Annotated in this window: 19 protein-coding genes; 12 read left to right on the top strand and 7 right to left on the bottom strand. The window is 66.6% G+C overall.

Annotation, left to right across the window (positions count from 1 at the left end):
* Window positions 1-20: 20 nt before the first annotated feature.
* Window positions 21-1,292, top strand: coding sequence for a mechanosensitive ion channel family protein (locus ABB25_RS01690; protein ID WP_057662845.1), 1,272 nt, complete (start codon window positions 21-23; stop codon window positions 1,290-1,292).
* A gap of 175 nt (window positions 1,293-1,467) precedes the next feature.
* On the opposite strand, the gene ABB25_RS01695 is transcribed toward ABB25_RS01690, so the two are convergent.
* The 5 genes from ABB25_RS01695 to ABB25_RS01715 form a co-directional block, all read right to left on the bottom strand.
* On the bottom strand, window positions 1,468-2,604 hold the full coding sequence (locus ABB25_RS01695; protein ID WP_057662848.1) for a PQQ-dependent sugar dehydrogenase: 1,137 nt from the start codon (window positions 2,602-2,604) through the stop codon (window positions 1,468-1,470).
* Between the two features lie 174 nt (window positions 2,605-2,778).
* Window positions 2,779-4,065, bottom strand: coding sequence for a dicarboxylate/amino acid:cation symporter (locus tag ABB25_RS01700; protein ID WP_057662852.1), 1,287 nt, complete (start codon window positions 4,063-4,065; stop codon window positions 2,779-2,781).
* 56 nt (window positions 4,066-4,121) lie between these two features.
* Window positions 4,122-4,979, bottom strand: a complete 858-nt coding sequence (locus ABB25_RS01705) for a MurR/RpiR family transcriptional regulator (RefSeq protein ID WP_057662857.1) — start codon at window positions 4,977-4,979, stop codon at window positions 4,122-4,124.
* Window positions 4,980-5,039: 60 nt separating this feature from the next.
* The gene (locus ABB25_RS01710) at window positions 5,040-6,137 is read right to left on the bottom strand and encodes a dipeptide epimerase (RefSeq protein ID WP_057662860.1); all 1,098 of its coding nucleotides are present in this window, start codon (window positions 6,135-6,137) and stop codon (window positions 5,040-5,042) included.
* Complete coding sequence (locus tag ABB25_RS01715; RefSeq protein WP_083488052.1) at window positions 6,134-7,582, bottom strand: C40 family peptidase; 1,449 nt, start codon at window positions 7,580-7,582, stop codon at window positions 6,134-6,136. The genes ABB25_RS01710 and ABB25_RS01715 overlap by 4 nt, the downstream gene beginning before the upstream one ends.
* 377 nt (window positions 7,583-7,959) lie before the next feature.
* Here ABB25_RS01715 and ABB25_RS01720 point away from each other — a divergent pair, with 377 nt between their 5' ends.
* The 9 genes from ABB25_RS01720 to ABB25_RS01760 all read left to right on the top strand — a co-directional run bounded on the left by ABB25_RS01720 (window position 7,960) and on the right by ABB25_RS01760 (window position 21,701).
* Complete coding sequence (locus tag ABB25_RS01720) at window positions 7,960-10,965, top strand: TonB-dependent receptor (RefSeq protein ID WP_057662863.1); 3,006 nt, start codon at window positions 7,960-7,962, stop codon at window positions 10,963-10,965.
* A 77-nt stretch (window positions 10,966-11,042) separates the two neighbouring features.
* Window positions 11,043-12,599 carry a serine hydrolase domain-containing protein gene (locus tag ABB25_RS01725; protein WP_057663235.1) on the top strand — a complete coding sequence of 519 codons (1,557 nt, stop codon included), beginning with the start codon at window positions 11,043-11,045 and terminating at the stop codon, window positions 12,597-12,599.
* Between the two features lie 289 nt (window positions 12,600-12,888).
* Entirely contained in the window at window positions 12,889-15,720 is a 2,832-nt protein-coding gene (locus tag ABB25_RS01730; protein ID WP_057662866.1) for a TonB-dependent receptor domain-containing protein, read from the top strand.
* 80 nt (window positions 15,721-15,800) lie between these two features.
* Complete coding sequence (locus ABB25_RS01735) at window positions 15,801-16,505, top strand: M15 family metallopeptidase (protein WP_057662870.1); 705 nt, start codon at window positions 15,801-15,803, stop codon at window positions 16,503-16,505.
* Between the two features lie 313 nt (window positions 16,506-16,818).
* On the top strand, window positions 16,819-17,148 hold the full coding sequence (locus ABB25_RS01740) for a hypothetical protein (protein ID WP_057662872.1): 330 nt from the start codon (window positions 16,819-16,821) through the stop codon (window positions 17,146-17,148).
* A gap of 103 nt (window positions 17,149-17,251) precedes the next feature.
* Window positions 17,252-18,007 carry an HAD family hydrolase gene (locus ABB25_RS01745; RefSeq protein ID WP_057662874.1) on the top strand — a complete coding sequence of 252 codons (756 nt, stop codon included), beginning with the start codon at window positions 17,252-17,254 and terminating at the stop codon, window positions 18,005-18,007.
* A complete protein-coding gene (locus tag ABB25_RS01750) occupies window positions 18,004-18,474 on the top strand; it encodes a hypothetical protein (protein WP_152980914.1) in 471 nt (156 codons plus the stop codon). The genes ABB25_RS01745 and ABB25_RS01750 overlap by 4 nt, the downstream gene beginning before the upstream one ends.
* A 91-nt stretch (window positions 18,475-18,565) precedes the next feature.
* Window positions 18,566-19,918: a 2-oxoadipate dioxygenase/decarboxylase HglS gene (gene hglS, locus ABB25_RS01755; protein WP_057662878.1), complete on the top strand. Its 1,353-nt coding sequence runs from the start codon at window positions 18,566-18,568 to the stop codon at window positions 19,916-19,918.
* 82 nt (window positions 19,919-20,000) lie between these two features.
* The gene (locus tag ABB25_RS01760) at window positions 20,001-21,701 is read left to right on the top strand and encodes a vWA domain-containing protein (RefSeq protein WP_083488053.1); all 1,701 of its coding nucleotides are present in this window, start codon (window positions 20,001-20,003) and stop codon (window positions 21,699-21,701) included.
* Window positions 21,702-22,389: 688 nt separating this feature from the next.
* On the opposite strand, the gene ABB25_RS01765 is transcribed toward ABB25_RS01760, so the two are convergent.
* Together ABB25_RS01765 and ABB25_RS01770 are read right to left on the bottom strand one after the other, a co-directional pair.
* Window positions 22,390-22,926, bottom strand: a complete 537-nt coding sequence (locus tag ABB25_RS01765) for a flavin reductase family protein (protein WP_057662883.1) — start codon at window positions 22,924-22,926, stop codon at window positions 22,390-22,392.
* Window positions 22,927-23,075: 149 nt separating this feature from the next.
* Window positions 23,076-23,507: a hypothetical protein gene (locus tag ABB25_RS01770; protein WP_057662886.1), complete on the bottom strand. Its 432-nt coding sequence runs from the start codon at window positions 23,505-23,507 to the stop codon at window positions 23,076-23,078.
* A 499-nt stretch (window positions 23,508-24,006) separates the two neighbouring features.
* Between ABB25_RS01770 and ABB25_RS01775 the strand changes: the two genes are divergently transcribed.
* Together ABB25_RS01775 and ABB25_RS01780 are read left to right on the top strand one after the other, a co-directional pair.
* The gene (locus ABB25_RS01775; protein ID WP_152980916.1) at window positions 24,007-24,417 is read left to right on the top strand and encodes a hypothetical protein; all 411 of its coding nucleotides are present in this window, start codon (window positions 24,007-24,009) and stop codon (window positions 24,415-24,417) included.
* The gene (locus ABB25_RS01780; RefSeq protein ID WP_057662892.1) at window positions 24,414-25,361 is read left to right on the top strand and encodes a hypothetical protein; all 948 of its coding nucleotides are present in this window, start codon (window positions 24,414-24,416) and stop codon (window positions 25,359-25,361) included. The genes ABB25_RS01775 and ABB25_RS01780 overlap by 4 nt, the downstream gene beginning before the upstream one ends.
* The last annotated feature ends 137 nt before the right edge of the window (window positions 25,362-25,498 follow it).

A 25,498-nucleotide genomic window follows, 5' to 3' on the forward strand; every position in this document is an offset into this window, starting at 1 on the left:
CGCAAGCAACAAGGAACACCATGACCACACCACCGCCCATGCTCAGCCTGCCTTGGCTTGATTCTCTCCAGCAGACCCTGCAGCCATGGCCGATGGCCTGGCCGGCCAGCGTGCTGCTGGCCCTGATTGCCGTGGCCTGGCTGGCCAATTTCATCACCAAGCGGATCCTGTTGCGTGGCTTGCGCAAGATGATCGAGCGTTTCTCCGGCCCTGGCCACAACGGCAAGCAGCCACTGCGGGTGATTGCACGGCTGGCCAACATCGTGCCGTCGGTGGTGATCGCCGCCGGGCTTGCGGTGGTGCCGGAGTTGCCGCCAGGCCTGGTCAAGGGGCTGCAGGCACTGTGCCATGCCTGGACCGTGCTGACCATCGCCCTGGCGGTGGCGCATGCGCTGGATGTGTTCAACACGTTCTACGAGCGGCGGCCGGATGCGCGCAACAAGCCGATCAAGGGTTACCTGCAGGTGGCCAAGATCGTGGTCTATGTACTGGCCGGGCTGTCGATTGTGGCCACCCTGGCCGGGGTCAAACTGCTGCACGTGCTCACCGGCCTGGGCGCGGCCACCGCCGTGTTCATGCTGATCTTCCAGGACACCATCCTGTCGCTGGTGGCCAGTGTGCAGATCAGTGGCGATGGCCGCGTGCGCATCGGTGACTGGATCGAGATGCCCAGCCAGAACGCCGATGGTGATGTGATCGACATCGCCCTGCATACGGTCACCGTGCAGAACTGGGACAAGACCGTCACCACGATCCCGACCAAAAAACTGGTCACCGATTCGTTCAAGAACTGGCGCGGCATGCAGGAGTCCGGTGGCCGCCGGATCAAGCGTTCGCTGTACCTGGACCAGCACAGCGTGCGTTTCCTGGATGATGAACTGCGCCCGCGCATCTACCAGTTCGCGTTGCTCGATGACTACCTGGCCAGCAAGCGCGAAGAGCTGACGCAGTGGAATACGCAGATGGCCCAGCAGCATCCGGAGCCGGTCAATGCCCGCCGGTTGACCAACCTGGGTACCTTCCGCGCCTATGTCGAGCGCTATCTGCGCAGCCATCCGCGGATCAACCAGGACATGACCCTGTTGGTGCGCCAGCTGGCACCGACCGAACATGGCCTGCCGCTGGAGATCTACTGCTTCACCGCCTCCACCGCCTGGGGCGAGTACGAGGCCACCCAGTCGGACATCTTCGACCACCTGCTGGCGATCCTGCCCGAGTTCGGCCTGCGCGTGTTCCAGCAATCCTCCGATGCGATGTTCATGCACGAGCGAGAAAAGAGGGGAGAGGAGTGAGCAGAGAGAGATGGCAAAGGCGGCGTCCTGTCGGCTGAGGCTTTTCACTTCTGGATAAACAACAGGCCGGGCAATGCCCGGCCTGTTGTGTTGTGGAAATCCGCTTAAGGCAAGACGGTCACGGCTAACCGCTTGCCCTCTCGTTCCTCACTCCTCTTCCCTCGTTTCTCGTTTCTCACTTGGGGCTGAGCTTGAGCAGGCGGCCGGCGTCGCCGTCCTGCAGCAGCCAGATCGCGCCGTCCGGGCCCTGTTCGACCTCGCGGATGCGCTCGCCCATCGCAAAGCGCTCGGCCTCGCGCGCGGTTTGGCCGTCAAAGGCCACCCGTACCAGTGACTTGGACGACAGCCCGCCGATGAAGCCCGAGCCCTGCCACTGCGGGAAGGCGCTGCCGTTGTAGATGATGAAGCCGGCCGGACTGATCACCGAACGCCAGGTCACGGTGGGGGCGATGAATTCCGGGCGGGTGTCGTGGTCGGGGATCACCCGGCCGTCGTAGTGGTCGCCGTTGGAGACCAGCGGATAGCCGTAGTTGCCGCCCTTGACGATGCGATTGAGCTCGTCGCCGCCCTTCGGGCCCATCTCGTGTTCCCACAGCTGGCCGTTGCCATCAAAGGCGATGCCCAGTACCGAACGGTGGCCCAGCGACCAGATCTGGTTGGTGGGGCTGGGCTGGTCGGCGAACGGGTTGTCGGCCGGCACCGAGCCGTCGTCATTGAGGCGGATGATCTTGCCCAGGTTGGAGGCCATGTCCTGGGCCGGGTCGAACTTCTGACGCTCGGAGGAGCTGATCCACAGTTTGCCGTCCGGACCGAAGGCCAGGCGGTGGCCGTAGTGGCCGCGGCCGGTGGTGTAGGGCACCTGACGCCAGATCACCTCCAGCCCTTCCAGTGCCGGGCCGTTGCCACCCTCGACCAGGCGTGCGCGGGCCACCGCCGCGCCGCGGGTGTCATCGGCCCCTTCCTCGGCATAGCTCAGGTAGACCAGCCGGTTGCCGGCAAAGTCCGGGTGGGTGATCACATCGCCCAGGCCGCCCTGGCCGCCAAAGGCCACCGCCGGCACGCCGGCCACATCAAGGGACTGCCCGCTGGCCACATCGGTGAGCTTGAGCACGCCGGCCTTTTCGGTGACCAGGGCACGGCCATCGGGCAGGAAGGTCATCGCCCAGGGGGCGGCAAAACGCGCCACCTCGGTGGCCGTGAACGGCCAGTTGTCGGCCTGCACCGCCGCGTCGGCGGCCGGATCCGGGGTTTGCGCGCAGGCGCCCAGCGGCAGCAGTGCCAGGGCGATGGAAAGGGCGAGGGTGCGGGTCATGACGTTTCCCTTCAGGCAATCGTAGTGGGGTTTTTTTACAGCATAAGCAGGCGGTTTCCCAAGCCGTGCAGGCTTGGGCGGCACTCGGGCGCGCAGGCGGTTGCCTGCGCCGCTGTGGCGCACCCACGCCTGGCGCCGCTGCGGCCAGCACGGCAGCGCTGGGTGGGGCGGGTCTCAGGCCGGGTTGTCGCTCTGCCCGTTGCCGCCTTCGTGGCGGGCGATGACGGCGGTGGCGGTCATGTGCCCGGTGACATTGCCCACGGTGCAGAACACATCCGGGATGGTGTCCATGGCCAGCAGTACGCCCAGCGGCTCCACCGGCAGGCCCAGGCTCTGGGTCACCGGCAGGTTGTTGGTCAGGAAGTTGGCCTGGCCGGGCAGGCCGGTGGAACCCATGCTGATCGCCGCGGCCAGCAGCACGGCCACCGCGTATTGCGAAAAGCCCAGGTCGATGCCGTACAGCCAGGCGATGAAGCTGGCCACGGCGATGTACTGCGCCGGGCTGGTGACCCGGAACAGCGATACCGCCATCGGCAGCATCAGCGAGGTCAGTGCTGCCGGGTAACCCAGGCGGTTGCGCGCGCTGTCGATCATCGACGGCAGCGAGGCCAGCGAGGACTGGGTGCTGCCGGCAATCAGCTGTACCGGCAACAGCGCACTGGCAAAACGGCGCAGGTTCTCGCGCGCCACCAGGCTGGCGACCAGGTACAGCAGCAGGGTCACCAGGATGTACACCGTGCACATCACCAGGATGTACCAGCCAAACACCCCCAGCACGCTGATGCCGACTTCGGCGCAGACCACCAGCACCAGCGCGAACACGCCCAGCGGGGCGGCCCACAACACCCAGCGGATGATGGTGATCATGGTGTCGGCGATGATGCTGATCAGGCCGAGCAGGCGCTCACGGCGCTCGGCCTCCTGGCGGCTCAGGGCAAAGCCGAAGAACAGCGCAAACACCACCAGCGGCAGCATCGCGCTGGAGGCGGCCGCGGCCAGCGCATTGCTCGGGATCACCGTGGCGATCCACTGGGTCGGGGTGGCGGCCACCGCGTTGCTGGCATGCCCGCCCAGCGCGCTGCGGAAGGTTTCCAGGGTCTGCTGGTCGTTGGGGATCAGTGACAGCAGCGCCGGAGTGGCCACGGCGGCAAAACTGGCCGCCGCCACCAGCAGCACGCCGAACACGATGATCGCATTGCGCGCCGCACGGCCGGAGGAGGCCGCATTGCTGGCGTTGTTCACGCCCATGATCACCAGTGCGGTGACCAGCGGCACCACGGTCATCTGCAGGGCATTGAGCCACAGCCGGCCGACCGGGCGGGCCCATTCGGCCACCTGCAGGGCCAGCGGCTGGTCCCAGGAGGACAGACTCAAGCCGACCAGCGCACCGAAGATCAAGCCAAGCAGGACCTTTACCGGGGCGGAAAGGCGGAAGCGGCGGGCGGTGCGGGCTGCGGGCATGGTGGGCGGTCGGGCTGGGCTACAGGGAGGAAAAGGGCGGTTGCCGGCGGTCCTGCTCAGGCATCGATCAGCTGCGCCACGCGCTCCAGGTTCACTGCCAACTGACGCTGGCGTTCGGGGTTGGTGTGACACAGCAGCACGAACAGGCTGTCCAGCAGGAACTGCAGCGATGAACGGTACAACAGTTGTGCCATGTGCGGGGCGTCGGCATTGGCACACACGGCCAGCGCGGTGGCGGTGCTGGCGCGCAGCGGGTTGGCGGTATGCCGGGTGATGGAAATGACCTGGCCGCCCAAGGCCTGGAATTGCCGGCTGATATGCACCAGCGGCTGCATCTTGCCGAATTCACTGAGCACGATCAGCACATCCCCGCTGCGCACGGTGGACAGGTCGGCCAGCATCAGGATTGCATCGGCATGGTGGATGGCCAGGATCCCCTGCAGCGACAGCCGCATGGCCAGGTCGCGGGCATAGATGCCGTCATCGCCCAGCCCGTGCACATAGACCCGCGGCGCCTGGTCGAGCAGGCGCACCACCTGCTGCAGGGTCGACAACGGGTTGGTCAGCTGGGTCTGCTGCTGTGCGGCCTGGCGCAGCTGGACCAGCTCCAGCAGTGCTGCCTGCGCGGCATCTGTGGGCGCGGCCATGGATGCGTCCTCATCCAGTGGCGGGCTGTCGCCACTGTGGCGGGCTACCGCCATGCCGATGGAAAACTTCAGGTCCGGATAGCCGCGATAGCCGAATTTCTGGCTGAACTTGACCACCGAGGACTGGCTGATGCCCAGTGCATTGGCCAGCTGCTGGGAGGAGTAGTCGCGCAGCAGGTGGGCGTTGTCGCAGATGAAGTCCGCGATCCGCCGTTCGATGGCGGACATGCGTTCGCGTTCGGCGGCAATGCGGGTCAGTGGGGCCATGCTGCAACTCCTTTCGCAGAACCAGAAACGGCGACCTTCAGGCCGCCGTTGGGAGGGGGTTTACGCAGACAGCATCTCCAGCGCATCCACCTGCACGATGCCCAGGCCCGGCGCATCGGAAATGGTGATTTCCGACTCGTTGAAGTTGACCCCGCCGGTGACCGGGTTGAAGGCGCACAGCGAGGGGCCGTCGAGGTCAACCTTGCTGATCACATCGCTCTTGGCCACCGCCAGGTGCACCGCGGCAGCCACCGAGATCGAGGACTCGAGCATGCAGCCGATCATGCACGGTACCCCGTGCAGCGCGGCGATGTCGGCCACCTTGATCGCGTTGGACAGGCCGCCGGTCTTCATCAGCTTGATGTTGATGATGTCGGCGGCGCGCTGCTGGATCAGGTCGATCGCCTGCAGCGGGCTGAAGGCGCTTTCATCGGCCATCACCGGGGTGTTGACGCGGTCGGTGACGTACTTCAGCCCGGCGATGTCATCGGCCTTGACCGGCTGTTCGAGCAGCTCCAGCTCGACCCCGGCATTTTCCAGCGCGGTCATCGCAAATACCGCCTGCTTGGCGGTCCAGCCCTGGTTGGCGTCCAGGCGCAGCAGGGCGCGGCCATCGACCGCAGCATGGATCGCCTTGACCCGCTCGATGTCCAGGCCGATGTCCTTGCCGACCTTGATCTTCAGCGATTCAAAGCCGCGCTCCAGCGCCGAGAGCGAATCGGCCACCATCTTGTCGATGTGGTCCACGCTGATGGTGATGTCGGAGGTGATCACCGGTTCGCCGCCGCCCAGCATCTGGTAGAGCGGGGCGTTGTGCAGCTGTGCCCACAGGTCATACAGAGCGATCTCCACCGCGGCCTTGGCACTGGTGTTGTGGATCATCGCGCCCTGCACCAGGGTGCAGTTGCGGTTGAGGTCGGCGACCTCGCGACCGATCAGGCGCGGGCCGATGCAGGTGGCGATGGCCTCGATGATCGAGCCATGGGTGTCACCGGTGATCACCGCGGTGGCCGGGGCCTCGCCCCAGCCGATGTGGCCGCTGTCGGTGTGGATCTGCACGACCACGTCGTGCACGGTGTCCACCGTGCGCAGGGCGGTCTTGAACGGGGTCTTCAGCGGCACGCGCAGCATGCCCAGGCGGATCTCGGTGATTTTCATTGTTTGCCGGTGTTGCGGATGCGTTGGATGTTGGTCATGCGGTCGACGTAGGTGGCGGTGTCGCTGGCCAGCATCGGCTCCAGCGGGGTCACCGAAACGCCATTGAGCTGGGCCGACACGCGCTTGCCGTCCAGGCCCAGGAAACTGCCGCCGTTGGTGTCGTGGATCATCCAGGTCAGGCCGTCGGCGGTGCCGATGGTCATCATCACGTGGCCCGGGATGTAGACCAGGTCGCCCGGCTGCAGGCCGGCGACGGCCGCCTGGCGCTGGGCGGTGGTGCTGCCGGCGTCAAAGGCAATCCGGTCCAGCGCCGGGCTGATGCCCTGGCTGGAGGTGTTGCGCGGCAGCACGATGCCGAAGCTGCGGTAGATCTCCGAGACAAAGCCCGAGCAGTCACGGGTGTCGTAGCTGTGGCCCCAGCCGTAGCGCTCGCCGAGGAACTTGAAGGCCTGGGTGAGCAGGTTGCGTCCGGTCAGTGGCAGGTAGTCGGCGGATGTATCGGCCGAACGCGGCAGCAGTGCCGGCACCAGCGCCAGCGAGCCATCGTCATTGCGTACCGGCAGCTGGATCACCCAGTGGGCATGGGACTGCTGGCCGTTGATGTTCTGCGCGGCCGGCCAGTTGGCCAGCACCGGCACCTTCACCCCCATGTCCAGTTGCAGGTTGGACACGCGCGGTTCTTCGGGGGTGTGCACGGTGCGGGCGGTGGCGCCGGTGACAACACGGTAATCATCGCCCTGGCCGTAGCCGAACACGGTAGCCGCATCGCCGATGCCGATGTGCTTTTTCTCCACCCAGGCCTGGTAGCGCTCGCTGGCCACGAAATACCACTGGCCATCGGCGCTCTCATGCAGCACCACCACCGCATCGCCGGGGAACAGTGCCGATTCCTGCCAGCGGTCAATATCGGTATCGCCGGCGCTGTTGAACACCCGCAGGGTGGTCGGGAAGGTGCGCAGGTCGGCGCGGTGCACGACCAGGCCATGACGGGCCGGGGCGCTGGCGGCAATGCCGTCCAGGTTACGGCTGGCCAGGGTGGAGGCGATCACCCCGGCGCTGACCGGCTGGCCGTCCTGCCCGTACAGGGTGCGGGTCGGCGCGCCGGCCAGGCCCTCGATCTGCTGGCGCACCCAGTCGCGCTTGAGGGTGGCCGGGATCGCGCGCAGGTCATGGATGGACGGGTCCAGCGCACGCATCTTCGCGTTCTGCGCGGCGATCTCGGCGCGGTCCAGGATCAGCGCATCCGGCTGCGCCAGGCGATCGATCCAGTAGCTGGCCGCCAGGTAGTCCTCGCGCAGCCCGACCACGGCGGCATGGTCCTGCGCGGCCAGCGCGCGCGGGGCGCTGACGGCGGGCAGGCTGCTGCCCAGCAGCAGCGCGGTTGCCAGCAGCAGCGGCAGCCGGCGCAGGGCGGCGGCAGGCAAAACGGGGAGGCGGACGGACATCAGGAATCCTCGGCAATACGACGGGCTGGCTTGGAATAGTTATTCCTTTGGCCCAGAAGTGCAAGAATAAATTATTGACCTGGTCCGGGGCGCGTGGTACATAGCGACTGCTGGTCATTATGAATGTTTCATGACGGGCCAGCGGCGGAACACCATGGTCATGCCACCGGCAGCCAGTGCGACAACCGCGCGCTGCCGAGGCCAACGGTGTCCTGCATTGGCCCAGGGACGGGTTGGGCAATGACAGCAACACCCACCACCGGCAAGGGGCGCGGCGCGGCATGCTCGCTCATTCCAGCTGATCGGTGGCGATGCGTGGACATCGCCTACTGGGCAGATCACCAATCGTGACAAATCACTGCAGGAGAGAGCAGGGAATGAACCGCAAGATTTTCAAGCGCGCCGCGTTGTGCGTGGCACTGGGCGCCTGTCTGGGCTCGATGGCACCGACCGCCTTTGCCCAGAGCGCCACCGGCGCGGTGGCAGGCCGTGCCAATGCCGGTGACCAGATCACCATCATCAACACCGCCACTGGCCTGACTCGTACCGTTACCGCGGGTGCCGATGGCAGCTACCGCCTGGCCCAGCTGCCGGTCGGTGAGTACAGCGTCAAGCTGGCCAACGAGGAAATGGCCCGTGTCTCGGTGCCGCTCGGTGGTACCACCACCGTCAACCTGGTCAACAGCGCCGACAGCAGCGCGCAGACCCTGGATGCGGTGCAGGTCACCGGCGCCCGCGTGATCAACCGCGTCGACGTCTACTCCACCGAGTCCTCCTTCAACGTCAACCGTGAAGAACTGGCCCGCATGCCGGTGGCCCAGGACATGTCTTCGGTGGCCCTGCTGGCGCCGGGCGTGGTGTCGGGCAATGCCTCCTTCGGTGGCATTTCCTTCGGCGGTTCGTCGGTGGCCGAGAACTCGGTCTTCATCAACGGCCTGAACGTCACCGACTTCTACAAGCGCCAGAGCTTCTCGGCTGCGCCGTTTGCCTTCTTCAAGGAATTCCAGGTCAAGACCGGTGGTTACTCCTCCGAGTTCGGCCGTTCCACCGGCGGTGTGATCAACGCGGTCAGCCGTTCGGGCACCAACGAACTGGAAGGCGGCGTTGAAGTCACCTTCACCCCGGAGGCCGGCCGCGCCAGCGCCGAGGATCATTACTACGCTGATGGCCGCGTCAACGTGCGCAGCAGCCAGAACCGCAGCTCGGCACTGAAGACCAACGTCTGGGCAGCCGGCCCGCTGGTCAAGGACAAGCTGTTCCTGTTCGCCATGTACGAGCAGCGTGACAACAACGGCGGCTCCACCAACAATGCCGGTGACCGCTGGACCGGCAGTGGTTCGGACAACGGCTTCTGGGGCGCCAAGCTGGACTGGAACATCAACAACAACCACATGCTGGAGTTGATGGCCTTCTCTGACGAAGGTGAGACCGATTACGAGACCTACACCTACGACTTTGCCGAGCGCAAGCGTGGCAAGGACCTGCTGAGCACCTCCACCGCCTCCAGCGGCGGCACCAGCGGCTCGCTGACCTACACCGCCCACCTGACCGACACCTTCTCGGCCAAGGCGATGTACGGCATCAACCGTTCCAGCAGCTACAACAGCTCGCCGCAGGACGCGCTGTGTGACTATGTCACCTACAACAACGCCAGCTGGGGCAACACCTACCGCGCCATGGGCAGCCCGACCCTGGGTTGCCACCCGGGCGGCACCGTGGTCGCCCACGAGGACGAGCGCGTTGCCAAGCGCCTGGACTTCGAGTGGGTGCTGGGTGACCACCAGCTGCGTTTCGGCTGGGACCACGAGCTGATGACCACCGACCGCACCACCTTCTATCCGGGTGCCAGCCGCAAGTACCACACCATCTACGGTGTGACCCCGGGCGACCTGCTGGACAACGGCAGCGTGGTGCCGGCCGGTGTGACCGAAATGGTCTACCTGCGCGAGCGTGCCGACGGCGGCAAGTTCGACATCAAGGCCAGCGCCTGGTACCTGGAAGACAACTGGAGCGTCACCCCGAACCTCATGCTCAACCTGGGCGTCCGCATGGACACCTTCGAGAACATGACCACCGTGGGCACCACCTTCACCAAGCAGGACAACCTGTTCTCGCCGCGTCTGGGCTTCTCCTGGGACATGAAGGGCGACGGCACCACCAAGCTGTTCGGCAACCTCGGTCGTTACTACATGCCGATCCCGAGCATCCTGAGCTACAACTTTGCCGGCGGCCTGAAGGACGAGCGCAGCTACTACGCCCTCAATGGCTGGACCCCGCAGACCAACCCGGTGACCGGTGCGGCCTACCTGGCGCCGGTGCTGGGCGACCAGCTCGGCCCGGTGGACACCTCCTACAACATCTCCGTGGCCGACCTGCGCCAGAGCATCGACCGCGACCTGGATGCGGTGTACCAGGATGAAGCGATCCTGGGCTTCCAGGCGATGATCAACGAGGCCTGGTCGTGGGGTGTCACGGCGACCTACCGCGAGATGGAAAACGCCCTGGATGACATGCGCATCAACGCCCTGTGTGGTGTGCGCCATGGCAACCTTTGGCCGATCGCCAACCCGGGTGACAAGCTGACCCTGTGGGGCACCCAGGCCATGGGCTGCGCCCAGGATGGCTGGGTGACGATTGATACCTCCAAGGAGGGTTACATCACCACCGGCAGCGAGCGCAACATCGGCTACTTCAAGCCCAAGCGCACCTACAAGGCGCTGGAGTTCCAGATCGACCGCGCATGGGATGACAAGTGGGCCTTCAACGCCTCCTACATCTGGTCCAAGAACGAAGGCAACCACGAAGGCCCGGTCAACTCCGACACCAACTACGCTGACACCGGCATGGTCCAGCACTGGGATCACCCGGCCAACAACCAGCGTTACGGTTCGCTGTTCAACGATCGCGAGCACCAGATCAAGCTGCGCGCCAGCTACAAGTTCAACGAGATGTGGAGCGTTGGCGGCACCCTGACCGCCATGTCCGGTGGCCCGATCACCGCCTTCGGTGTGACCTGGCCGGACGAGAACCTGGCTGTGGCCAGCTACACCAGCACCGGCAGCGGCGGTGGTACCGGCTGGCTGTGCGTGGCCAACTGCGCCGGCCCGTGGCAGAACCGTGAGTACGAGTACTCCGCACGTGGTGCCTTCGGCAACCTGCCGTGGACCTACAACCTGGGTGCCACCATCACCTGGACCCTGCCGGTGGAGCACATCGACCTGAAGGCCCGCCTGTCGGTCTACAACCTGCTCAACGACCAGGAAGTGACCAACATCGCGGCGCGTTATGAAGGCCAGCCGGGCGTCATGCGTGACACCTTCGGCACCGCCACCAACTGGCAGGCCCCGCGCTACACCCAGCTGGTGGTGACCTGGAACTTCTGATCACCCCGCTGTGACCTCAACGGCCCGCACCTGCGGGCCGTTGTCTTTTGTGGAATCGTGAAAGGATGAAAAAGCACATGCAGCGCACGCTCCTTGGCCTGGCCTTGCTGGCCTGTATCCCGGCGGCCTTTGCCACTCCCGCGCCGGGCGATGACATCGACCGTCTGGTCGACCAGGCCATGGCCCGCTATGACCTGCCGGGCATGGCTGTCGGCGTGATCCAGGATGGCCGGGTGGTGCACATCGCCACCCGCGGTCAGCTGGCGGTGGATGCGCCGGACACGGTCGATGCCGACACGCTGTTCAAGATCGCCTCCAACACCAAGGCAATGACCGCCGCGGTGCTGGCGCGGCTGGTGCAGGCCGGCAAGCTGCGCTGGGATGACCCGGTGATCAAGCACCTGCCGCAATTTGCCATGCACGATCCCTGGGTCACGCAGAACATGCAGGTGCGTGACCTGCTGATCCACAACTCCGGTCTGGGCCTGGGCGCCGGCGACCTGATGCTGTGGCCCGAGCCCAATCAGTTTGACCGCGCCGACATCATTGCCGGCCTGGCGCATCTGAAGCCGGTGACCAGCTTCCGCGCCGGTTATGCCTACGACAACCTGCTCTATGTGGTGGCCGGTGAAGTGGCCGCCGCGGCGGCTGGCAAGCCCTTCAACCAGCTGCTGCGGCAGGAGGTCTTCGCCCCGCTGGGCATGGACGGCTGCCAGGCCGGTGACTGGTCGCCGACGCAGGTGGGCAATGTGGCCCAGCCGCATTACCGCACGGCGCGTGGCAATGTGCTGGGGCGCGTGGATGGCGAGTGGGAGGCCGATTTTCCCTCCATGGCCGCCGGCGGCGTGCGTTGCAGCGTCAATGACATGCTGCGCTGGAGCCAGGCTTTGCTGGATGCCGGCAACGCGCCGGGCTGGCTGGACGCCCGCCAGCGCCGTGCGCTGTGGACCGCGCACATGCCGATGCCGATCAGTCAGCGTCTGCGTGACTGGGACAACACCCATTTCCTGGCCTATGGCTATGGCTGGCGGCTGTCGGACATGGACGGGCAGTGGAAGGTGGCCCACACCGGCACGCTGTCGGGCATGTATTCGTCGCTGGCGCTGCTGCCGGACCGCCGCAACGGCGCGGTGATCCTGATCAATGGCGAGGGCGAGGCCGCGCGCACCACCCTGATGCAGGCCCTGCTCAAGCGCTGGACCGCACCGGCCGCCGGGCTGGACGTGAACCATTACGCCGACCGCCTCGATGCCGAGCGCGGGGCGCAGGTTGCGGCCGGGCGGGTGCGCCCGGATACCTCGGCCGCACGCCCGGTCCCGCCGGCGCAGGTCGCCGCGCAGGGCCTGTACCGCGACCCGTGGTTCGGCCAGGTGAGCCTGTGCCCGGCCGGCGACACCCTGCAGTGGGCCGCGGCCAGGTCGCCGCGGATGCTGGCCACGGTCAAGCAGCTGGGTGGGCGCCTGCTGCTGGACTGGCACCACCTCGGAGAGGATGCCGATGCCTGGCTGCAGCTGGACGGGCAGGGCGGGGCCGCGACGATGCAGCTGTCGGCGATCGATCCGGACATCGACTTCAGTTACGACTATCCGGACCTGCGCTTTGAACGGGTGGCCGACTGCCCGTCCGTGCGCTGAGCCGCCCGTGCCGACGCCGCGGATCACTGCCACGGCGTTGGCTGTCAGGTGTCAAGCCAAAGTCACTGCGTTGACGATTTTGTGAACTGCGTGTTAAACATTGGTTCATCTTCTGTGGCTGCAGGCGCCAGCGGGCCGACGCAAAGGCTCGCCGGCCGTGGTGGGGCAGGAGTGCAGTGCCAGGGGGTAGGTAGTTTGCAAGTCCAGACAATGGGGGGCGCTGCATAGCCGGGCCGGTCATCGTGACTGCCGCTGTGCCGGTGGCCCTGGTGCCGATCAGGAGAGAACGATGACGTTGAACAAGCTGGGCATGGCCATCGCGGTGGCCTGCATGATGACCCCGACGCTCGCCTTGGCCCAGGCGGGGGGCGAGCCGCAGACGCTGGACAAGGTGCGGGTGACCGGCAGCGCGATCAAGCGGACCGATGTCGAGGCCGCCTTGCCGATCACGGTGATCCAGAAAGCCCAGATCGAGGCCCAGGGCATCAACTCGGCCGAGCAGCTGATGATGTACCTGAACATCGCCGGCAACGGCTCGGACAACCTGGCTTCCAACGGCGGCATCGTCTCCGAAGAGCAGCGCGGCAACAACGGTGTCTCCGGTGCCAACCTGCGTGGCCAGGGCGCCGACGCCACCCTGGTGCTGCTCAATGGCCGGCGCGTGGCCACCCATGGCCTGAAGGGCCGCGCGGTGGACCTCAATTCCATTCCGTTTGCCGCGATCGAGCGGGTCGAAGTGCTGCGTGACGGCGCCTCGGCGATGTACGGCACCGATGCCATCGGCGGCGTGATCAACTTCATCACCCGCAGTGACTACCGCGGTGCCCAGCTCAGCCTGCACACCGACACCACCGAGGCCGGTGGCGGCAACATCTACTCCACCAACCTGCTGGCCGGTACCGGCGACCTGGCCAGCGATGGCTGGAACGTGTTCGGCTCGCTGACCTGGAAGTCCAACGAGATCCTGCGCGGCACCGACCGCGATTTCTCCAACACCTTCCAGCCCGCGCGCGGCCTCTCGCCCGATACCCGCGGCACCCCGTTTGCCACCGTGTTCAACCAGGCCGGTGGCCTGATCGGTGCCGGCCTGATCGATCCGCTGGACGGCTCGCGGCAGACCGCGATCAACCCGCTGGACCTGCCCGGCGCGGCCGGCTGCGAAAGCGGCGGCGAGCTGATGGGCCCGTATGACCACCAGCTCTGGGGTTCGGCCGCCTCGCGCTACGCCTGTGCCTGGGATTACCCGGCCGCGGCGATCATCCAGCAGCCGCAGAAGAACCTGGACTTCATCGGCCGCGCCAGTTTTGCCTTTGCCGACAACCACACCGCCTTTGTCGAGTTCACCGGTTCCAAGGTGGAGGTGCGCAAGTCCTTCGAGCCCAACCAGATCTCCTCGTCCACCTCGACCGCGGCCACCGCGTTCGGCCGCGACAGCTGGTACCCGGCTACCGGCGCCAGCTATGACGCGGTCTACAACGCGCTGGCCGGTTACTTCGGCACCAGCGGGCTGAGCTACGGTGCGCCGATTGCCTACCGCTGGCGCTGTATGGAATGCGGCCCGCGCAGCATCCAGACCGAGACCGACGCCTACCGCGTGCTGGCCGGGCTGGAAGGCCAGATCGGCCGTTGGGACTACACCGCCGGCGTCTCGCGCGCCTCCAGCGAGTCCTCCTCGACCCTGGTCAGTGGCTACCACTACATGGACCAGCTGCGTGCCGTGCTCGGCAGTGGCCTGATCAACCCGTTCCTGCTGCCGGGCGAGGCCCAGGACCCGGCCGGCCTGGCGGCACTGGAGGCGGCCTCGGCCGCCGGGGTGACGCTGTACGGCGGTGAGTCGATCCTGACCCAGATCGATGCCACCTTCTCCGGCGAACTGGGCCTGAACCTGCCCGGTGGTGCGGTGATGATGGCCACCGGCATCGACCTGCGCCGCGAGGAATACCGCTTCAATGGCGATTCGCGTGAAACCGCGCGGCTGATCTTCAACGCACCGTTTGACGATGCCAACGCGCTGGACAAGGTCAAGCGCGACGTCAAGGCGATATTCGCCGAGTTCTACCTGCCGCTGCACGAGCGCCTGGACGTGACCCTGGCCGGCCGCTATGACGAATACGACGGCTTTGGCAGCACCACCAACCCGAAGGTCTCCTTCAAGTGGCAGCCGATCGATTCGCTGGCCTTCCGCGGTGCCTACAGCACCGGCTTCAAGGTGCCCAGCTTCAACCAGCTGTTCAACGGTGTCACCGAAAGCCAGTATGCCGGCCTGGACCTGGCCGACCCGGCTTCCTGTCCGGGCGGCCGTGCCAACGAGACCGTGGCCGGCTGCGAGGTGATCCGTCCGGTGGAAATCTTCGGCGGCAAGGCCGACCTGAAGCCGGAAGAGTCCAAGCAGCGCAGCTTCGGTGCGGTGTGGGCGCCGAATGACCGCTTCCACCTGTCGCTGGACTGGTGGGAGATCGAGCGGCTGGAAACCATCCGCGCCGCCGCGCGTGATGTGCTGATCGACAACTACGACCAGTTCACCGCCAACTGGATCCGGGATGCGTCCGGCCAGGTGGTCGCCATCGACCGCCGCTACATCAACTCCGGCGGCACCCTGACCAGCGGCATCGAGCTGGACAGCAGCCTGCGCGGCGAGCTGGCCGGTGGCCAGTGGCAGCTGGCCTTCAACGGCAGCTACATCGACACCTTCAAGACCCGTGGGCTGTCGACCCTGCCGTGGAGCGACAACCTGGTCGGCGACTATGTGCGCTACTACAACCTGCCGATCAAGTGGAAGCACACCCTGGGCCTGAGCTGGAGCCGTGGCGACTGGTCGCACACCCTGACCCAGGTCTACCGCCACAGCTACAAGGACGAGCAGCCGATCAGCGTGCGCAACGGCACCTACATCCCCAGCGGCTGGAACCCGGAAGTGGATAGCTACACCGTCTACAACTACTCGGTCAGCTGGACCGGCATCGACCAGTTCAAGGTCACCGCCGGTGTGCGCAACCTGCTCGATACCGATCCGCCGTTCACCGCCCACCAGAACGACTACGCCGCCGGTGCGGCCTGGGAAACCCGCATCGCCGACCCGCGCGGTCGCTCGTGGCTGCTGGCATTGCAGTATGATTTCTGAGTAGGTTTTGCTTGTGGCCACCATTGCGCCGCCGCCCCCGTGATTGCGGGGGCGTTTTTTATTGTGCCGAGGGAGGGGATATGCGTCTGGAAATCCGCTGTGCGTTGCTGCTGGCCGTCAGCCTGTTGCCGGTGTCCGTCCTGGCCGGGCCGGGATCCGTGCCGACCACCGCGGCCGAGGCCGGGCTGGTCGATGTGGCCGGGCTGGCGCCGGATATCACGGTCGACATGCGTTACCTGGGCAGCAACAACTTCACCGGCGCGCCGGTGCCCGGTTACCAGGCCAACCGCTGTTACCTGCGTGCCCCGGCGGCGCAGGCACTGGCCCGGGTGCAGCAGGCCGTGGCGCAGCAGGGCTACCGCCTGCAGGTATTTGACTGCTACCGCCCGGTGCGCGCGGTGCAGGCCTTTGTGCGCTGGGCCCATGCCCCGGCCGATCCGGCTGCCAAGGCCGCCTACTTTCCGCAGATCGACAAGCCGGACCTGCTCAACGGCTACATCTCGGCCACCTCCGGGCACAGCCTGGGGCATACCGTGGACCTGACCCTGCTCGATTGCCGCAGCGGTGCCTGCCAGCCACTGGACATGGGCACCCCGTTTGATTTCTTCGACCCGCGCGCCAACCTCGGCCACCCGGCGGTCACCCCGGCGCAGGTCGCCAACCGGAACCTGTTGCAGCAGGCGATGCAGGCGCAGGGGTTTGAGCCGTATGCGATGGAGTGGTGGCATTTCAGCCACCCCGAGCAGCGTTCGGAGGCCACCCGGCTGGATGTGCCGGTGCGCTGAGCGGTAGCGGCATGGAAAAACCGCTGCGGTCAGTGGCCTGTTCATTTCCCAGCAGGGCAGGCAGGCATGGCCGCAAGCGGCGCAAAACGTGCACCCGGCCACGGATTGCTGAGGATTGAATCGTTGTCTAACCCGGCCTTCATCTGCGGCTAACGCCGGGCTAGCCCAGGCCCGGCAGCAAGGGGTTAAATGCCCGTTTGCGGCAAAAATCCAAGGGGGAATCGGTTCATTACGGCGCTGGCAGGGTGGTTTCCGCCGCCAGGACAAGCGTTGTCCCGGCGCAGACAACCCCCAAGAACCAGGAGCTGAAACCATGTCCCGATTCAATGCCCTTCCGCTGTGCGCCCTGCTGGTTGCCGCTGCCGCCGCTCCGGCCATGGCCCAGGACAGCACCACCGCTGCCGGTTCCGGCCACAGCTGGGCCAGCCTGGATACCAATGGCGATGGCAACCTGAGCAAGCAGGAAGCGGCCGCCCACAGCACCCTGGCCGGGGTGTTCGATCAGGCCGACAGCAATGCCGACGGCGAGCTTTCCGGCCAGGAATACAGTGCCTACCTGGCTGCCACTGCCACCCCGGAAACCGCAACCAGCGCCGATGCGGCCGAGCCGCTGAGCGAGCCGGAAGAAGACCCGGCCAACTGAGGCCGCTGACCCCCACAACGCGGCAATCGTCGCAAGGGCAGCCCGGATACGGGCTGCCTTTTTTGTGCGCGGAAGCGCGCACCGGCGCTGCTATCCTTGGCCAATGAGCCGCATCACTACCCCCTCCCGCTCGCTTTCCCTGGTCGGCTTCGATGCCGACGACACGCTGTGGAAGAGCGAAGACTATTACCGTGCCGCCGAGAAGCAGTTCCAGGCCATCGTCGGCGAGTACATAGACATCACCGACCCGCAGCTGGTCGGCCACCTGCTGGCGGTGGAACGGCGCAACCTGGGCATCTTTGGTTACGGCGCCAAGGGCATGACCCTGTCCATGCTCGAAGCGGCGATTGAGATGACCGCCGGGCGGATCAGCACCTCCGATATCCGCCGCATCCTGCAGCTGGGCCATGACACCCTGCGCCACCCGGTGCAGCTGCTGGACGGGGTGCGCGAGGCGGTGGCTGCCATCGCCGCCGACTACCCGGTGGTGCTGATCACCAAGGGCGACCTGTTCCACCAGGAATCCAAGATCGAACGCGCCGGCCTGCACGATGTGCTGCCGCGCATCGAAGTGGTCTCGGAGAAGGACCCAGCCACCTATGCGCGGGTGCTGGCCGAGTTCGGTGTGGCGGCGGAAAACTTCGTGATGATCGGCAACTCGTTGCGCTCCGATGCCGAGCCGGTGCTGGAACTGGGCGGCTGGGCGGTGCATATGCCGTATGCGCTGACCTGGGCACACGAGCAGGAGCATGGCGTGGATGCCGCCCACCCGCGTCTGCGCCATGTCAGCCAAGCCGCGCAATGGCCGCAGGTGGTGGCCGCGATCGCCGCCGATATCGCCGCCGGGGCGCACGGATGACAGGCCGTCGCCTGCTTGTGCTGCTGATGCTGCTCTGGCCGGGGGTGCTGCTGGCCGAGCAGACCGCGCAGATGAGTGCGGCCTACCAGCCTGACACCGGGCGCAAGGATATCGATGCCGGCCTGGTGGATATCAATTACTACGTCGAACGCCACCCGGATGCGTTTGTCGATGCGCTGCACCACCAGAGCGGGGTCGCCCGGCCACAGCTGCAGCAATGGCTGCAGCAGCCGGGGCGACAGGCGGCGGACCTGTACCTTGCCTGCCAGCTGGCGGTCATCGTCGAGCAACCGTGCCAGCAGCTGCTGCAGGCACGCGATGCCGCTGGTGATGATGGCTGGCAGGCGGCGCTGCAGGCGCAGCAGATCCGCCTGGACAGCCGCCAGTGGCGCGCACTGCGCCAGGCCATCGTCCGCAGCTACCAGGTCTGGGCGCGGCCGTTGCCGCAACGCCTGCGCGGCGGTTGATCCAGATCAAACCGATGCTGCTGTGCAGATCGCCAAACCGGGTGGTTGCGGTAACAATGACGCCCCACTTCCACCGCCGCGCGCCTGCCCGATGACCGCTGAAAACCTGGTGTCACCCGATCACATTCGCAGCCTGTTTGCCCAGGCGATGTCCCAGATGTATCGCGCCGAGGTGCCGCTGTACGGTGACCTGGTGGAGCTGGTCGCTGCGATCAATGCCCGCGTGCTGGCACAGGACCCGGCGCTGGCGCAGTCGCTGGCGCGCACCGATGACCTGGAGCGGATTGACCTGGAACGGCATGGCGCGATCCGCGTCGGCACCCCGGCCGAGCTGGCGATGCTGCGCCGGGTGTTTGCGGTGATGGGCATGTTCCCGGTGGGTTATTACGACCTGGCCGTGGCCGGGGTGCCGGTGCATTCCACCGCGTTCCGTCCGGTCGATGCCGCCGCGCTGTCGCGCAACCCGTTCCGGGTGTTCTGCTCGCTGCTGCGGCTGGAGCTGATCGAGGATGCGGCGCTGCGCGAGCAGGCCGCTGACATCCTGGCCCGGCGCAACATCTTCACTGACGCGGCGGTTGAACTGGTGGCCAAGGCCGAAGCCCAAGGCGGCCTGGATGAGGCCGATGCGCAGCGCTTCGTTGCCCAGGCACTGGAAACCTTCCGCTGGCACAGCGATGCCACCGTCTCGCTGGCCACCTACCAGCAGCTGCATGATGCGCACCGGCTGATTGCCGACGTGGTCAGCTTCCGCGGCCCGCACATCAACCACCTGACCCCGCGCACGCTGGACATTGACGCCGCCCAGGACGGGATGATCGCCGCCGGCATCGACGCCAAGGCGGTGATCGAAGGCCCGCCGCGCCGTGCCTGTCCGATCCTGCTGCGCCAGACCAGCTTCAAGGCGCTCAACGAACCGGTGCGCTTTGCCGGCGATGGCGGTGTCGGTTCGCATACCGCGCGCTTTGGCGAAATCGAGCAGCGTGGGCTGGCCCTGACCCCGAAGGGGCGTGCGCTGTATGACCAGGCGCTGGAGCAGGCACGCGCTGCCGAAGGCAGTACCGGCAACGATTATTACGCCCGCCTGGAAGCGGCCTTTGCCGGCTTCCCGGACGACTGGGACACCCTGCGCCGCGAGGGCCTGGGTTACTTCCGTTACCAGCTCACCGACGCCGGCCGCGCGCTGCCGGCCGCCGAGCGTGCGCTGCCGGCCGAGGTGCTGATCGAACGCGGCCTGGCCAGTGCCGATCCGGTCATCTACGAGGATTTCCTGCCCGTCAGCGCGGCGGGCATCTTCCAGTCCAACCTCGGCGGCACCGAGCAGCGTGCCTATGCCGAACAGGCCAACCAGGCCGCGTTCGAGGCTGCCCTCGGCGCATCGGTTGGCGATGCCTTCGCGCTGTATGCCGGCATCGAGCAGGCCTCGCTGGATGCGCTTGCCGCCTGATCGGTGAACGCGCCGGGTGGTGGCCTTCCGCTGCCACCCGTGCCCGGGCTACTGTCGGCACATTCCACAAGGAGCTGTGCCGATGACCGCCGTATCCCGTGCCGTACTCGCTTCTGCTGTTCTGCTGGCCCTGGCCGGTTGTGCCAAACAGGTGGTGCAGCAGGCACCACCGCAGCCGCGCGCCAGCGATATCGTCGCCCCGCCCAGCCCTCCCAGTCCGCCGGCACCGGTCAGCAGCGCCGCTGTCCTGCACCGTGTCCAGGTCAGTGGCAGCCGCATGGCCGCACCAAGGCCTTCAGCCATCCCGCCGCCGCCGATGGCGCCGGGCATTGGCGTGCAGCCGGAAGTCAACCGCGAGAACTACCAGCGCCCGGACGACAACCCGGTCAAGGCCACCGCCGATGAGCCGGTCTCGACCTTCTCGGTGGATGTGGACACCGGCAGCTGGAGCAATGTGCGCCGGATGCTCGAGGCCGGCCAGCGCCCGCCGGCCGACGCGGTACGCAGCGAGGAGTTCATCAACAGCTTCCGCTACGGCCACCCGGCACCGACGGACAAGAGCGTGCCGTTCGCCTTCCATACCGAGCTGGCCCCGGCACCGTGGGATACGCGCCGCCAGTTGCTGATGATCGGCATCAAGGGCTACGAGCTGCCGCGCGATGCCCTGCCGCCGATGAACCTGGTGTTCCTGATCGACACCTCCGGCTCGATGTATTCGCCCGACAAGCTGCCGCTGCTCAAGAAGGCCTTCGCCCAGCTGGTGCCGCAGCTGCGTGCCCAGGACAAGGTGGCCATCGTCAGCTACGCCGGCCGCGCCGGTGAGGTATTGCCGCCGACACCGGGCGACCAGCACGCACGCATCCTGGCCGCGCTGGAAAAACTCGAAGCCGGTGGCAGCACCAATGGTGGTGCCGGCATCCAGCTGGCCTACACCCTGGCCCGGCAGTCGTTCGTGCGCGGCGGTGCCAACCGGGTGATCCTGGCCACCGATGGCGATTTCAATGTCGGCACCGTCGACCAGGGCGCACTGGAAACCCTGGTGGCCGACCAGCGCGCCAGCGGCATCGCGCTGACCACGCTGGGCTTTGGCACCGGCAACTACAACGATGCGCTGGCCGAGAAGCTGGCCAACATCGGCAACGGCAACCATGCCTATGTCGATTCGGTCAGCCAGGCGCGCAAGGTGCTGGTCGAACAGATGGGCGGCACGCTGTACACCATCGCCAACGACGTCAAGATCCAGGTCGAGTTCAACCCGGCGCAAATCGCCGAATACCGCTTGATCGGCTACGAGAACCGTGTGCTGGCCAATGCCGACTTTGCCAACGACAAGGTCGACGCCGGTGATATCGGCCCCGGCCATGAAGTGACCGCACTGTATGAGCTGACCCCGGTGGGCAGCGGTGCCGAACAACTGCCGACGCGCCGCTATGCCGACAACACGCCCGCGGTACCGGCAGCGGTGGCCGGCGAGGTGGCCGAACTGCGCCTGCGCTACAAGCTGCCGGGGCAGGACGAAAGCAAGCTGCTCACCCGTCCGGTGCTGGCCGCCGCTGCGCGGCGCACGCCGAGCCAGTCGCTGCAGTGGGCCGCAGCCATTGCCGGCTTTGCCGACCAGCTGCGTGGCGGGCAGCGCATGCCGGCCTGGAACTGGGACAAGGTGATCCAGACCGCCCAGGGCGCCCGCGGTACCGACGCCAACGGCGAACGCGCCGCGGCCGTGCAGCTGATGCAGCTGGCCCGGGGCCTGGTCGAAACCTCCCCGCCTGCCGACGCCGACTGACCCACGCCCAGCGTGGTGCAACGGTAGCAGCGGGCTTTCCCGCAATCATCGCGACCAAGGTCGCTCCCACAGCCAGCAGCTACTGCGCCTGTGGGAGCGCCCGCGCGCGATATCCGCAGCATGCCTCGCTGCCACCGCGCGGTGCCGCACCTGCCCTTGTAGGGGCGCGCCTGTGCGCGATCAATAGGTCACTCGAGTCTTGAATGAGCCTTGGCTGCTGATGAGGGGGCGGGCTTGCCCGCACTCATCGCAACCAGGATCCCACAGCGAGCAGCGTCTGTTTCTATCGCAGTCAACGATCTTGAACAGGCGGCCATGGACGTGGCTTTTGTGGGAGCGACCTTGGTCGCGATGCTTTACGCCTTGCCGGCCATCCTGCTTCGCGCACAAGTGCGTTTCCACAAGGGCCGCCACTTGCCCTTGTAGCGGTGCCCGCCGCGACCAGAGCCATCATGGCATCCCACCAGCGCGAGCAAGCTTGCTTCCCACACAGGCAACGGCATCGCGGTCATGGGGTGGTTGCAACACCCTCGGTCGCGGGTGTTGTGAGAGCGCGCTTGCGCGCGAACAAGCCCGCTTCCACCGGGTTGCCAGATCAACCGGGTCCCGTTGATTGCGACGCTGATTTGCCCGGGCAGGGCGGGCACAATCGATCCGGCCTGCCGTCACGCGGGCAGCGGTGTCGTGCTCAGCGCATCTTCGAGCGCAGCTGGATGCTCGGCCCGGCGACCATGAACCTGCCGTAGCCACGGTGGTGCAGTGTCGGCGGATCCTTGTTGCTGATGTCCACCCAGGCGGCCACCACTTCCAGCACGAACTGCTCGTAGCGGCGGACCATCCGGGTGTCGACCACCCGGCATTCCAGGCTGGCATAGCAGGCATCCAGCAGTGGTGCGCCGACCTGGCTGGCCGCGCTGTGGGCCAGCTTGAACCGGCTGAACTTGTCGGTGTCGGCACCGCTGCAGTTGCCGCAGCCCACCACCTGGCGCGCCAGCTCGGCCGTGGGGATGTTGAGCACGCACTGGCGCGAGGCACGCAGCAGCGACTGCGAGTGGTTGGCCGCACTGACCACGCAGGCCAGCAGTGGCGGCTCGAAATCCAGCAGGCTGTACCAGCTCATCGGCATCACGTTGCAGGCATCGCGGTGGGCGGTGGTCAGCAACACCACCGGCCCGGGTTCGAGCAGGGTGTAGGCCCTGGACAGGGCAAAGCGTTGTTTGCGCATGGCGGTTCCCTTCAACCCGTTCAGGGCAACGGCCGCGGCGTTGTTGTTGCTGCGTTGTCGATCCCGGCCGGGCAAGGAGTATTGCGCGCTGGCCGGCAGCAGGCTGCGAAGAAGCGGCAGCCTTGCGCGTCTGCTTTTTCGCCAATGGGCTACGGCGGTTGCCGGCCTTGCGCACAGGCAACAGGCTCCTGCGGCTGGAGCGTGGAACCGTTGCTGTCGTTTTGTTGCTCACGCTGGCGACGACGCGCCTCCTGCTTCAATTGCACCGTATCGATCACGGCCAGGCGGCAATCGTCGCGTTCTTCCTTCAATACCACCGCCGTGCCAAGCAGTTCGATATAGGTCGGACGGGTAGGCCTGCGCGCGCTCTTGCTGAAGTAATCGGCTCGGTGCGAGCGCAGCACCACCGCATTGCCACCTTTCTGTTCTGCTGCCTCACGCAGCCGATTGAATACCCGTTGATAACTCACTCCCACCGGCACCATGCCGGTATGGGTGTTCGGGTCGCGCTCGCCCAGCCTGGCCGAGACGGGCCCCAGCCGGCTTTCCATGCAACGGGAAAAATCAGACAGCACGATCATCTGGCCTGGTTGTTCGGCAGCCTGGGCAGGCAAAACCGACAGTGCGGCAGCGATGCAGGGCTAAAGGCCGGGTTTTTTCATGGTCATCTTCCCTGGGTTTTTCTGGTGGCAAGCAGCCCACCCGGAGCGTATTCGTATTCCTTTCGCTGAAGCAGGAACCGCATCACTTTCTGCTTGCGTCGGCCAGGGGGGGCAGCATCCGCGGGTTGACCCGTAGTGCACCTGCGGGTGATCGGCGAGCAACCACGGCGGGCAGGCGTGCCGGTGGCTGGCACGAACCGCCAGACGGCGCACAGAATGGACACCCGGTGTTTTACCCCGTCGTTGTCATTGCCTACAGTGGCTGCTGTTTTCATCCAAGGGTGCTGCCATGTCGAAGTTGTGTGCGTCCGGCCGGGTTGCCGGTGCGGTGCTGCTGGCCGGTCTGCTGGCGGGCAATGGCTGCGCCAGCACGAGCCAGGGCACGGCCGGCAGCCCGCCAGAGAAAAGGAATCCCGTCATGACTTCCCCGATGTACTCCGCCGTTGCCGAGCTGGCAGCGCTGGATCTGGATCAGATTCAACCGTTGCAGGCCCTGTTGGGCACCACCCTGCAGGCACAGGACAGTGGCCAGGGCTGGCAGCAGCGGCAGGCGGCCGGTGGCCAGCTTGGGGAGGTTGCCCTGGCCCGGGTCGAGCTGCGTTCGCCGCCGGCAGGGCAGGCCGGCTCGCCGGTGCTGTTGCTGCAGCTGGCCCAGCCGCAGCCGTTTGACCCGCTGCAGTGGCCCGGCGCACAGCCCTCGCCGCCGCGTCCGGATGCCCCTGATGCTCCGGCCTGGTGGGAATTGCGGTTGCAGCGCAGCGCCGTCGTGCTCGGGCTGGATGCCCGCCAGCAGGCGATTGTCTCCATCAGCGTGCGTCAGCAGCGATGACCGGGGCACAGACCGCGCCGGCGGCCCCGGCCCTGCCAGCCTCGCCACTGCACGACCCGGCATTCACCGCGTTGTTGCCGCACTCGGCCAGCCTGCGCAGTGACCTGGCACAGATCCAGGCCGATGGCCTGGCGGTGGAATGGGGGCGTGCCGGCGGTGGCACCTACTATGACCGCGCCAACGCCCGCATCGTGCTGGACGAGCGTTCGCAGGGCGATGGTGCCGCCATTGCACGTTCGGTGTCCCACGAAATGGGCCACCACCGCTTTACCGAAACGCCGGATTACAGCTCGCGCCAGAGCTATGTCGAGCACCAGTTGCGCAACGAGGGCGCGGCCACCCTGGCCAACGCCAGCGTGCGCCAGGAAATCATCGACAGTGGCGGCCCGGACATCCGCGTCAGTGGTGCCGGCCAAGCCAACTACATCCGCATTGCCGGCGACCATCTGGCCGGAAATATCACCCGCGACCAGGCAATCGGGCAGATCGGCGCGGTGTTTGGCAGCGAGCGGCCATCGGTGGCCGCCCATGGCACTTATGTCGATTATTACGGCAACCATTACGACACCGCCCTGGTGCCGTGGCTGCGTGCAACCAAACAGCTGCCCGAACCGGCCGAGCCGTCACTGACGCCGGCCGTTGCCGCGGCGGACCGCCCGATGTTCGAACACCTGCGTGGCCAGCTGCCGTCCGCTACCGGCCATGAGCAACTGCTGGACCTGTCGGTGCGTGCGCGCGAGCTGGGCCTGGCCCCGGACAACAGCCAGGTGCTGCAGCAGGGCGAGCGCGTGTGGGTGGCCTCGACCCAAACCCCCGGCATCCGGGTGATGGCTGACCTGCAGGCACCTGCGCCCAGCGTGGAGCAGTCGCTGCAGCGCAGCCAGGCCATTGAGCAGACGGCCACGCAGGACCTGCCCGAACCCCGCCGGGCGATGATGCCCTGACCCATAACGCGCGCTGGGCGCTGCATGCGCCCACCGCCGCTGCCGGCATGGCGTGTGCCAGCGGGGAGCCTGCTCGCACACGTCTGTTTTCAGGGCCATAAGTCAACCTGACCCCGTTGATTCGTCGCAAGCCAAAC

Origin of the sequence: Stenotrophomonas koreensis (assembly GCF_001431525.1) — a bacterium.
GTDB classification, from domain to species: Bacteria; Pseudomonadota; Gammaproteobacteria; order Xanthomonadales; family Xanthomonadaceae; genus Stenotrophomonas; species Stenotrophomonas koreensis.